The sequence below is a fragment of the Streptomyces sp. NBC_00691 genome, from assembly GCF_036226665.1.
Taxonomy (GTDB): domain Bacteria; phylum Actinomycetota; class Actinomycetes; order Streptomycetales; family Streptomycetaceae; genus Streptomyces.
The window spans coordinates 2716675-2727334 of record NZ_CP109007.1; the positions used below are offsets into that span (position 1 = coordinate 2716675).

The window sequence follows — 10660 nt, forward strand, 5'->3', positions numbered from 1 at the left end:
AACCCTGACGGGCGCGCCGCCCGGACCGGACCGGCCTCACAGCGGCCGGGGCCGGGGACGGAGATCAGCGTTCCGTACGGGAAACAGTCGGGATGCCGTCGGGTAACACCGGCCGCGCACGCTTCCCGGTATGAGTACACGGATCGTGGTGGTCGGGGGCGGAACGGCGGGCGCCCGGCTCGCCCAGCGCCTGCCCGTCACCCTCCTCGGCGAGGAGCCGCACGCCCCGTACAACAGGGTGCTGCTCGCCGACGTCCTCGCCGGGCGGTACGCCCCCGAGGTCATCGCCCTGCCCGGGACCCGCGAGCCGGGGCGCCTCGGGGTGCGGGCGGTGCGGATCGACCGGGCGGCGCGGACGGTGGAGTGCGCGGACGGCTCGCTCGTCGGCTACGACCGGCTGGTCCTGGCCACCGGCTCCAACCCGGTGCTCCCTCCGCTGCGCGGACTGCGCGGTGCGGGCGGGGCGGCGCTGCCGGAGGGCGTCCACGCCTTCCGCACGCTCGACGACTGCCTGGCGCTGCGCGACCGGGTACGGCCGGGGGTGCGGGCGGTGGTCATCGGCGGCGGGCTCCTCGGGGTCTCGGCGGCGCGGGCACTGGCCGCACTGGGCGCGGAGGTGGTGCTCACCCAGCAGGGTGAGCGCCTGATGGAGCGCCAGCTGGACGCCGCCGCCTCCGGCCTGCTCCGTGAACACGTCGAGTCCCTCGGGGTCGAGGTGCACACCGAGTGCCGGGTCAGCGGTCTGCGGCAGCGGGACGGCGAGGTGACGGCGGTCGAACTGGCCGACGGCTTCGTCCTCGACGCGCAGGTCGTGGTCCTGGCGTGCGGGGTCCGCCCGAGGGTGGCCCTGGCGAGGGAGGCCGGTCTCGCGGTGGCGACGGGGATCGTGGTCGACGACGGACTCCGGACGTCGGACCCGTACATCCACGCGGTCGGCGACTGTGCCGAACACGGCGGCCGGGTCTACGGCCTGGCGGGCCCGGCCCTGGAGCAGGCGGACGCGCTGGCGGACCTGCTGTCGGCGGAACCGGCCGGCTCCGCGATCCCGGCCCACCTCCGCGTGGCCGGTCGTCCCGCCCCGGCGGAACGACCGCGCACGACGGCGGAGGGAGCGGGCCGTACCTCCACGACGGGGTACGCCGGCACCCGCGCCCTCACCCGCCTCACCCTCGGCGGCGCCGAGCCCTTCGACCTCGCCGCCTTCGGCGACGCCACCCCGCGACCCGGTGACGACGTCGTCCAGCTCACCGACGCCACCCGCCGCGCCTACCGCAAGGTCGTCGTCCGCGGAGACCGCCTCGTCGGTGGCGTCCTCCTCGGCGACCTGGCCGCCGTCGGCACGCTCGCCCGGGCCTGGGAGGGCGACGAAGCCCTCCCCGACGAGGCCCCCCTGCTGCACCTGCTCACCCACGACGGAGGCTCCTCATGACCACCCCCACCATCGTCCTGGTCGGCCACGGAATGGTCGGCCAGCGGTTCCTGGAGTCGCTCGCCGACCGCGGTGTCACCGAGCGGGCCAGGATCGTCGTCCTCTGCGAGGAGCCGCGCCCCGCCTACGACCGCGTCCAGCTGACCTCGTACTTCTCCGGCAGGACCCCGGACGACCTGTCGATGGTCGAGGCCGGCTTCATGGAGAAGCACGGCATCGAGCTGTACGTGGGCGACGCGGCGGAGTCGGTGGACCGGGAGGCCCGTACGGTCACCGCCCGGTCCGGGCGGGTCTTCGCGTACGACGCGCTCGTCCTCGCCACCGGCTCGTACCCGTTCGTGCCCCCCGTCCCCGGCAAGGACGCCCGCGGCTGTTTCGTCTACCGGACGATCGAGGACCTCCTCGCCATCGAGGAGTACGCGAAGACGGCGACGACCGGCGCGGTCGTCGGCGGCGGTCTGCTCGGCCTGGAGGCGGCCGGCGCGCTCAAGGGTCTCGGACTCGACACCCACGTCGTGGAGTTCGCACCGCGGCTGATGCCGGTGCAGGTCGACGACGGTGGTGGCGCCGCGCTGCTGCGGACGATCGAGCGGATGGGGCTGACCGTCCACACGGGGACGGGCACGCAGGAGGTCCTGACGGCGGACGGCTCGGTCACGGGCATGAAGCTGTCGGACGGCTCCGAACTGGCCACGGACATGGTCGTGTTCTCGGCCGGCGTACGGCCCCGGGACCAGCTGGCCCGCGACTGCGGCCTGACCGTCGGGGAGCGCGGCGGCATCGCGGTCGACGAGCGGTGCCGTACCTCCGACCCGGCGGTCTTCGCGATCGGCGAGTGCGCGCTCGCCTCGGACGGGCGGGTCTACGGCCTGGTGGCGCCGGGTTACGAGATGGCGCAGACGGTCGCCGCGACCCTGGCGGAGGAGGCCGGCGAGGGCGACGGCTTCACCGGCGCCGACATGTCGACGAAGCTGAAGCTGCTCGGCGTGGACGTCGCGTCCTTCGGCGACGCGCACGGCACGACGGAGGGCTGCCTCGACGTCGTGTACTCCGACTCCCGCTCGGGCGTCTACAAGAAGCTGGTCGTGAGCGGCGAGGGCGTCCTGCTCGGCGGTGTCCTGGTCGGCGACGCCGAGCAGTACGGCCTGCTGCGTCCGCTCACCGGCACCGTGCCTCCGGTCTCCCCCGAGCAGCTGGTCCTTCCGGCGGGCGCGGGCGCACCGGTGGCGCTGGGACCCTCGGCTCTGCCGGACGACGCGGTGATCTGCTCCTGCCACAACGTGACGAAGCACGCGATCGGCGAGTGCTCCTCGCTCGCCGAGGTGAAGAAGTGCACCAAGGCCGGTACGGGCTGCGGCAGCTGCGTGAAGGTCATCGAGAAGCTGCTGCCGGCGCCGACCGACAAGGGCCTGTGCGGCTGCTTCTCGTACACCCGGAGCGAGCTGTACGAGATCGCCCGCGCCCTGCGGGTGACCTCTTTCGCCGCGCTCCTCGACTCGCACGGCCGGGAGGAGGCGCGCGGCGGCGAGGGCTGCGAGGTCTGCAAGCCGACCGTCGGCTCGATCCTCGCCTCCCTCAACAACGGCTACATCCTGGACGGCGAGCAGGCCTCCCTCCAGGACACCAACGACCACTTCCTCGCCAACATGCAGCGCAACGGCTCGTACTCGGTGGTCCCGCGCATCCCCGGCGGCGAGATCACCCCGGACAAGCTGATCGTGATCGGCGAGGTGGCCCGCGACTTCGGCCTCTACACGAAGATCACCGGCGGCCAGCGGATCGACCTCTTCGGCGCCCGGGTGGACCAGCTCCCGTCGATCTGGACCCGACTGGTCGACGCGGGCTTCGAGTCGGGGCACGCCTACGGCAAGGCGCTGCGCACCATCAAGTCCTGCGTGGGGCAGACCTGGTGCCGGTACGGCGTCCAGGACTCGGTGAAGATGGCGATCCAGCTGGAGCTGCGCTACCGGGGCCTGCGCGCCCCGCACAAGCTCAAGTCGGCTGTCTCCGGCTGCGCCCGCGAATGCGCGGAGGCGCAGTCGAAGGACTTCGGCATCATCGCGACGGCCAACGGCTGGAACCTGTACGTCGGCGGGAACGGCGGCGCGACCCCGCGCCACGCGGACCTGCTCGCCCAGGATCTCTCCGACGCCGAACTGGTGCGCCTGATCGACCGGTTCCTGATGTTCTACATCCGGACGGCGGACCGCCTGGAGCGGACGTCGACCTGGCTGGAGCGCCTGGAGGGCGGGCTCGACCACCTCAAGGACGTGGTGGTGCACGACTCGCTCGGGCTCTGCGACGAGCTGGAGGCGCTGATGGCGGCGCACGTCGCCGACTACCAGGACGAGTGGGCGCAGACCCTGGACGACCCGGAGCGGCTGCGGCGCTTCGTCTCCTTCGTGAACGACCCGGAGGCACCGGACCCCTCGGTCCGCTTCGTTCCGGAGCGCGACCAGATCAAGCCGGATCTCACGTTCCTGACGCTCGGCAGGACGAACAGCACGCTGGAAGGGGCTTCCTCCCGATGACGACCCTCACGACGCTCACGACTCCCACCACGACGACGCTCGAGATCTCCCCCGACCCCGGCTCCTGGGTGACGGTCTGCGAGGAGGCCCGGCTGACCCCGGGCCGGGGCGTGGCCGCACTGCTGCCGGACGGCCGACAGGTGGCGGTCTTCCGGGACCGCTCGGGGCGGACGTACGCGATCGACAACCGCGACCCGTTCACGGGGGCGCAGGTGCTCTCCCGGGGGCTCGTCGGTTCGGCGGAGGGGCGGCCGTTCGTGGCCTCCCCGCTCCTGAAGCAGCGCTTCGACCTGGAGACCGGGCGGTGCCTGGACGACGACGGGGTCGCGGTGGCGGTGTATCCGGTACGAGCGAAGTAACTTGACTGGTCGTTCCAGATAGCCGTACGGTCTTCTCGTGGCCAGGACCAAGGAATTCGATCCCGACGCCGCGCTCCAGGCCGCCCTCGACCTGTTCTGGGCGCGCGGCTACGAGGCGACGACGATGTCGGACCTCGTGGAGCGTCTCGGCATCGGCCGGGCCAGCATCTACGCGACCTTCGGGAACAAGCACGCGCTGTACCTGGCGGCGATGGACCGCTACCTGGAGACCCGCGACCCGCGGATCGTCGAGGAGCTGTCCGCGCCGGGCCCGGCCCTGCCGGCCGTCCGCGCGGTCGTCCGCCGCTTCGCCGCCGAGGCCTCGGCCGACGACGAGCGGCTGAACGGCTGTTTCGTCACCAACTCGGCGGCGGAACTGGGCCCGCACGACACGGTGGTGGCCCGCCGGGTCGAGCTCAGCTGGGAGCAGATCGAGACACTCCTGTACGCGGCGCTCACCCGGGCCCGCGCCGGGGGCGAGCTGCCGGCCGACCGGGACCCGCGGGCCCTGGCGCGCATGCTCCTGGTCCTGCTCCAGGGGATCCGGGTGGTCGGCAAGGCGTCAAGCGACCCGGCCAGGGTCCGGGACGCGGCGGAACAGGCACTGGGCCTGCTGGACTGAGGCCCGCGGAGAGCGGAAAGGGCGCCCACGGGGGGCGCCCTTTCTTCGGGGCCCATTCTGGAATGTACGGTCAAGTTCAAGGGGGGATGGACCATGCGGACACAGCACACGACGACAACGGTCACCGAGCGTCCGACCGAGGCGGGACGACCGCCCCGGCGCGGCTTCGCCCTTCTCGCGGCCGTGCAGATGACCCTCATCTTCACGCTCGCCTCGCTGGCCGTGCCCCTCCCCCGCATCGGGACCGAATTCCGGCTCGACCGGTCCCAGTTGATCCTGCTGAGCGCCGCGTACGGACTGGCCTTCGCCGGGCTGCTCCTCTTCGGCGGACGGCTCGCCGACCGCTACGGCGGGCGCCGGACCCTCACCGCGGGGCTGCTGCTCTTCGGCGCCGCCTCCGCCCTCGCGCCGCTCGCCCCCGGGTACGAGGCGCTGCTCGCCACCCGGTTCGGGCAGGGCGTCGGCGCCGCGCTCGTCGCCCCGGCGGCGATGGCGCTCCTCCGGTCCCTGTTCCCCGGACCGGCCGCCTACGGCAGGGCGATGGCCACCTGGGGCGGCCTCTCCGTACTGGGCGCGACCGCGGGGAACCTGCTCTCGGGGGTGATCGCGGGGGCCACGTCCTGGCGCGGCACGTTCGCGGTGCCGGTCGCGGTGACCGTCGTCGCCCTGCTCCTGGCGCCGCGCGTCCTGCCGCCGGCCGTGCCCGGACCCGGCCGCGCGCCGGACGGCCGGTCCCTCGACCTCCCCGGCGCCCTGCTCGCCACCGCCGGGATCACCCTCGGCAGCTTCGGTCTCGTCCTCACCGACGCCCACGCCTGGGGCTCCGCCCCGGTCCTGGTCCCCCTCCTGTCCGGGATGCTCCTCCTCGCCGCCTTCGGGGCCGTCGAGCGGCGCACCGCCGACCCGCTGCTGCCCCCGGACTTCCTGCGCGACGGCCGCCGGTCCCTGGGCCTCGCGGCGATCGGTCTCACGGCGGCCGGCACGGCCACCGTCTTCGTCCTGCTCTCCCTCTCCTTCCAGCAGCAGCGCGGCTGGGACGAACTGCGCACCTCCGCCGCCTTCGTGCCCTTCGCGGTCGCCCTGCTCGGCTCGGGACGGCTGGCGGGCCCGCTGATCGGGCGGTGCGGCCCCGGACGCGTGACCGCGACCGGGCTCGGAACGGCGGCCGCCGGACTCGGGCTGCTCGCCGCGACCGGTTCCGACACCACGGTGCCGTACGCGTACGGGCTGCTCCCCGGTCTGCTCCTGCTGCCGGCCGGCGGCGCCCTGTCCTTCTCCGCCGCCGCCGTCCTGGCCACCGACGACGTCCCCGCCCACCGGGCGGGCCTCGCGGGCGGCGTCCTGAACACGGCGATGGAGCTCGGCCCGACCGTGCTCTTCGCCGCCCTGCTCACCCTCGGCGGGGACGCGGTGTCCCTGGCGGCTGCCGCCGCCCTCTTCGCCGCACTCGCCGTCCTCACGATCCGCGTCAAGTAGCAAGCACTCACACGGGAGTCGACTCACATGAACGCACGCTTCACCGACCGCGTCGTCCTCGTCACCGGGGCCGGCTCCGGTCTCGGCCGCGCCATCGCGCTCGCCTTCGCCGCCGAGGGCGCGAAGGTCGTCGTCGCAGGCCGTACCGCCGAGCCCCTGGACGGGACCGTCGGTCTGATCGAGGCCGCCGGGGGCACCGCCGCGGCCGTCACGGCCGATGTGGCCGACGCCGGGTCCGTACGGGAGCTGGTCCGGCGCACGGTCGAGGTCTACGGCGGTCTCGACGTGGCCGTGAACAACGCCGGGATCTTCCGGGGCGGCCACAGCGCCGCCGACTTCCCCCTGGACGACTGGCGGACGCTCCTCGACATCAACGTCACGGGGGTGCTGCACGCCCTGCAGGCCGAGGTCGCGCACATGCGGGCGCACGGGGGCGGGGCGATCGTGAACATCGCGTCGAACCTGGGCCCGCACGTCCGGATCCCCGGAGTCTTCGGCTACCAGGTCTCGAAGGCCGCCGTGTCGGCGCTGACCAGGGCGGCCGCCCTGGACCACATCGCCGACGGGGTCCGCATCAACGCGGTCAGCCCCGGCGCCTCGGAGTCCACGATGTCGCTGCGGCCCGGCGAGACGGAGGCCGAGCGGGAGGTCCGGATGAAGCAGGAGTCCCCGCTGGGCCGGATCTCCTCCGCCGCCGAGGTGGCGGCGGCCGTGCTGTACCTCGCGTCGGACGCGGCCGGCTCCGCCGTCGGCACGGACCTGGTGATCGACGGCGGCGTCTCCGCCTGACACGCGCGGGGCTCAGCCCTGGGTGGCCGCCGGGTCCATCCAGAAGACCTCCCAGTGGTGGCCGTCCAGGTCCGTGAAGGAGCGGCCGTACATGAAGCCCATGTCCAACGCCTCCTTCGCGGGGCTGCCGCCGGCGGCGAGGGCGGCGTCGGCGAGCGCGTCGCACTTCTCACGGCTCTCGGCGCTGAGGGTGACCAGGACCTCGGTGGCCCTGGTGGCGTCGGAGATCTCCTTGCCGGGGGCCATGAACGACTTGAACTTGTCCTCTTCGAGGAGCATCGCGAAGATCGTGTCGCTGAAGACCACACAGGCGGTGGTCTCGTCGCTGAACTGCGGGTTGTGGGAGAAGCCGAGCTTCTCGAAGAAGGCCTTGCTGGCGTCGACATTCTTCACGGGCAGGTTCACGAAGATCATCTGCGGGGCCATGACGCGCTCTCTTCCCTTGCGGTCGCTCCGGTCGCTTCGGTCGCTCCGGCGCTTTCAAGAGGTAGGACGGGCGTCCCGCCCGTAACTCATCGCTCTCCCGAAGATCTTTCACGTTCAGGCGGCGGACCGCAGCTCAAGGGCGGCCAACGGCACGAATCCACCGCCCGCGCCCTCCGTACCGGCCCGGGGGCCGGCGAGCCGGCGCAGCATCGCGAGGGCGATGCGCTCGCCCTGCGCCTTGGCCCGCTCGGCCAGCGGCCCGGTGTGGAGGCCGTCGACGGCGGCGTGCCAGAGCTGCACCCAGCGCCCGAAGTGGGCGGCGGTGAGGGGGCGGGCGGAGTGGAGTGCGGCGTGCGGGGCGAAGGCGTCGCGCCCGTAGTCGGCGGTACGGAAGAGGGCGCGCTCCCAGAAGTCGGTGATGCGCGGCAGATGGGCCTCGAGATCGGTCCCGGCGATCTCGGTGAAGAACGGCCCGATGAGCGGATCGGCGAAGGCGGCGGTGTAGAACCGCCGCAACAACACGTCGAGGTCGCCCCGACCACTGACATCCCGGCTGGCACTCATACCCCCAGTGTGCCCGCCGCCCCGGCCGGACCCGTAGTGCCGAAGGTCCCGCGGGCGGGTCGAGGTCCCGCGCCGCGGGGGCTCCCGTGCCGCCCGACCAGGCCGCCAGCCACCCGCCTCTTCCTCTTCATCGCTTGTTGATGCACCGTCAATTCCGTACTCCTAGTTTCCGGAAGCGCGCGACCCCGTCGCCGACCGGACTGACGGGGCGGTTCACCACCCTTCTCAGGAGTGAGACGTGGAGCGACGCAGTTTTCTGCGCGGAGCGGTCATCGGTACGTCGGCGGCGGCCTTCGGCGGCACCCTGATGCACGGCGCCGCCTACGCGGCCCCCGCGCAGCCCGGCGCCGGCCCCTACGGAGCCCTCGGCGCGGCGGACGCCAACGGCATCCTGCTGCCCGCCGGTTTCACCAGCCGGGTCATCGCACGGTCGGGCCAGAGCGTGCCCGGCACCTCGTACACCTGGCACAGCGCCCCCGACGGCGGCGCCTGCTTCGCCGACGGCACCGGCTGGATCTACGTGTCCAACTCGGAGATCAACCCGAGCGGCGGCGCGAGCGCGGTGCGCTTCGGCTCGACCGGCGCGGTCACCGGCGCGTACCGCATCCTGTCCGGCACCCGGCAGAACTGCGCGGGCGGCAGGACCTCGTGGAACACCTGGCTCTCCTGCGAGGAGGTCAGCCTCGGGTACGTCTACGAGACCGACCCGTACGGCGTGAACGCGGCCGTCCGCCGGGACGCGATGGGCCGGTTCAAGCACGAGGCCGCCGCGGCCGACCCGGTCCGCAAGGTCGTCTACCTGACCGAGGACGAGACGAGCGGCTGCTTCTACCGCTTCATCCCCACCACCTGGGGCAACCTCTCCGCCGGCACCCTCCAGGTGATGGTCGCGGGCAGCGCCGCCTCCGGCTCGTTCACCTGGCAGAACGTGCCGGACCCGGACGGCTCCCCGACCGTGACCCGCAGCCAGGTCTCGGGCGCGAAGAAGTTCAACGGCGGCGAGGGCTGCCACTACGCCAACGACACCGTCTGGTTCACCACCAAGGGCGACAACCGCCTCTGGCAGCTCAACCTCACCAGCAACACCTACGAGCTGGCGTACGACGACTCGCTCGTGCCCAGCGGCGCCGCCCCGCTCACCGGTGTCGACAACGTCACCGGCTCCTCCTCGGGCGATCTGTTCATCGCCGAGGACGGCGGCAACATGGAGATCTGCGTCATCACCCCGGACGACGTCGTCGCCCCCTTCCTGCGGATCAGCGGCCAGTCCTCCTCGGAGATCACCGGCCCCGCCTTCTCCCCCGACGGCAAGCGGCTGTACTTCTCCAGCCAGCGCGGCACGAGCGGCAGCTCCTCCGGCGGCATCACGTACGAGGTGACGGGCCCGTTCCGCGCCTGACGGCCGCGCGGTGACGGGCCCCGTCGCCCCGTGACGCCTACGAGGTGACCGGCCCGTTCCGTGCGTAGCACCGCAGATCGACCGTCCGTTGGGCGCCGCCGAGCAGGGCGGCGCCCAGCGGCGTCAGCGTGTGCAGGACCGCGTTCCCGTTCCGCAGGGTCGCGATGAGCCCCGCCTCGCGCAGCACGCCCGCGTGCTGGCTCGCCGAGGCCAGCGACACCCCGGCCCGGCGGGCGAGCTCGCTCGTCGTCCCTCCGTCGCCGATGGCGTGCAGGACCGCCGAGCGGGTCTGGCCGACCAGCTTGGCGAGCGAGGAGCCGCCCGGCGCGCGCACGGTCGGCGCCTCGCCGTGGGTGACGGGGTAGACGAGGACCGGCGGCAGCGCGGGATCGCGCAGCACCACGGGGGTCCCCCGGCAGAAGTACGAGGGCTGGAGCAGCAGCCCCCGCCCGTCGAGGTGGACGTCCCGGTCGACCGGGTAGTCGGCCTCCAGGACGGGCGCGCGCCAGCGCAGCATCGGCGGCAGCGAGGCGAGGAGTTCGTCGGCGCCGCCGTCCAGGAGCGCGCGGCCGCGCCGGGCCCGGTCGGCCTCGACACGGGCCCTGATGTGCGGCCAGTACGGCTCCACGGCGGCCCGGTGATAGCTCCGCAGCGCCCCCATGAGCCGGTCGAAGGGCTCCGCGCCGCCGTCGGCGAGGGCACGCAGCGAATGGGGTACGGTCCGCCCGCCGGAGCGGTGCGCGGCGAGCAGGGAGAGTTCGCCGCGCAGCCGGCCCGGTGTGGTCGCGCGGACCGCCTGAAGGCCTTCGTCGAGCCCGTGGACGCCCTCCGCGGGCGTCAGGAAGTCGGGGAAATAGCCTCGGCTGGGAACGAGCGCCGCGAGGAGCCGGGTCTCACCACCGAGCCGCATCCGGGTTTCGGAGCGCCATTCTCCGAAGACGACGGGGCCGCGCCGGTCCCTTAAACGGTGAAAGCTGAGAATCGTTTCCCACAGAACATCGGGCCGGGCGGCGGTCCGCACCCCCGCCAGGTCGTTTCCGGTGAAATGAATCCGCAGCATGACGT

At 73.2% G+C, this 10660-nt stretch carries 10 protein-coding genes; 7 read left to right on the top strand and 3 right to left on the bottom strand.

Going from position 1 to position 10660, the window contains the following annotated elements:
- The first annotated feature begins 130 nt into the window (after nucleotides 1–130).
- The 6 genes from OG392_RS12290 to OG392_RS12315 all read left to right on the top strand — a co-directional run bounded on the left by OG392_RS12290 (nucleotide 131) and on the right by OG392_RS12315 (nucleotide 7206).
- Entirely contained in the window at nucleotides 131–1429 is a 1299-nt protein-coding gene (locus tag OG392_RS12290; protein ID WP_329278545.1) for an NAD(P)/FAD-dependent oxidoreductase, read from the top strand.
- Nucleotides 1426–3960: a nitrite reductase large subunit NirB gene (nirB, locus tag OG392_RS12295; RefSeq protein WP_329278547.1), complete on the top strand. Its 2535-nt coding sequence runs from the start codon at nucleotides 1426–1428 to the stop codon at nucleotides 3958–3960. The genes OG392_RS12290 and nirB overlap by 4 nt, the downstream gene beginning before the upstream one ends.
- Complete coding sequence (gene nirD / locus OG392_RS12300) at nucleotides 3957–4319, top strand: nitrite reductase small subunit NirD (protein ID WP_329278549.1); 363 nt, start codon at nucleotides 3957–3959, stop codon at nucleotides 4317–4319. The genes nirB and nirD overlap by 4 nt, the downstream gene beginning before the upstream one ends.
- A gap of 37 nt (nucleotides 4320–4356) precedes the next feature.
- Nucleotides 4357–4941: a TetR/AcrR family transcriptional regulator gene (locus OG392_RS12305; RefSeq protein ID WP_329278551.1), complete on the top strand. Its 585-nt coding sequence runs from the start codon at nucleotides 4357–4359 to the stop codon at nucleotides 4939–4941.
- A 93-nt stretch (nucleotides 4942–5034) separates the two neighbouring features.
- The gene (locus OG392_RS12310; RefSeq protein WP_329278552.1) at nucleotides 5035–6417 is read left to right on the top strand and encodes an MFS transporter; all 1383 of its coding nucleotides are present in this window, start codon (nucleotides 5035–5037) and stop codon (nucleotides 6415–6417) included.
- A gap of 27 nt (nucleotides 6418–6444) precedes the next feature.
- Nucleotides 6445–7206: an SDR family NAD(P)-dependent oxidoreductase gene (locus tag OG392_RS12315; RefSeq protein ID WP_329278554.1), complete on the top strand. Its 762-nt coding sequence runs from the start codon at nucleotides 6445–6447 to the stop codon at nucleotides 7204–7206.
- A 12-nt stretch (nucleotides 7207–7218) separates the two neighbouring features.
- On the opposite strand, the gene OG392_RS12320 is transcribed toward OG392_RS12315, so the two are convergent.
- Both OG392_RS12320 and OG392_RS12325 read right to left on the bottom strand, forming a co-directional pair.
- Entirely contained in the window at nucleotides 7219–7632 is a 414-nt protein-coding gene (locus tag OG392_RS12320; protein WP_329278556.1) for a VOC family protein, read from the bottom strand.
- A gap of 114 nt (nucleotides 7633–7746) precedes the next feature.
- A complete protein-coding gene (locus OG392_RS12325; protein WP_329278558.1) occupies nucleotides 7747–8196 on the bottom strand; it encodes a group III truncated hemoglobin in 450 nt (149 codons plus the stop codon).
- A gap of 238 nt (nucleotides 8197–8434) precedes the next feature.
- Between OG392_RS12325 and OG392_RS12330 the strand changes: the two genes are divergently transcribed.
- Complete coding sequence (locus tag OG392_RS12330) at nucleotides 8435–9595, top strand: alkaline phosphatase PhoX (protein WP_329278560.1); 1161 nt, start codon at nucleotides 8435–8437, stop codon at nucleotides 9593–9595.
- Nucleotides 9596–9632: 37 nt separating this feature from the next.
- Here the strand turns inward: OG392_RS12330 and OG392_RS12335 are convergent, their stop codons facing one another.
- Nucleotides 9633–10655 (bottom strand): ArsR/SmtB family transcription factor, encoded by a 1023-nt coding sequence (locus OG392_RS12335; RefSeq protein WP_329278562.1) that lies wholly within the window; start codon nucleotides 10653–10655, stop codon nucleotides 9633–9635.
- Nucleotides 10656–10660: the final 5 nt, after the last annotated feature.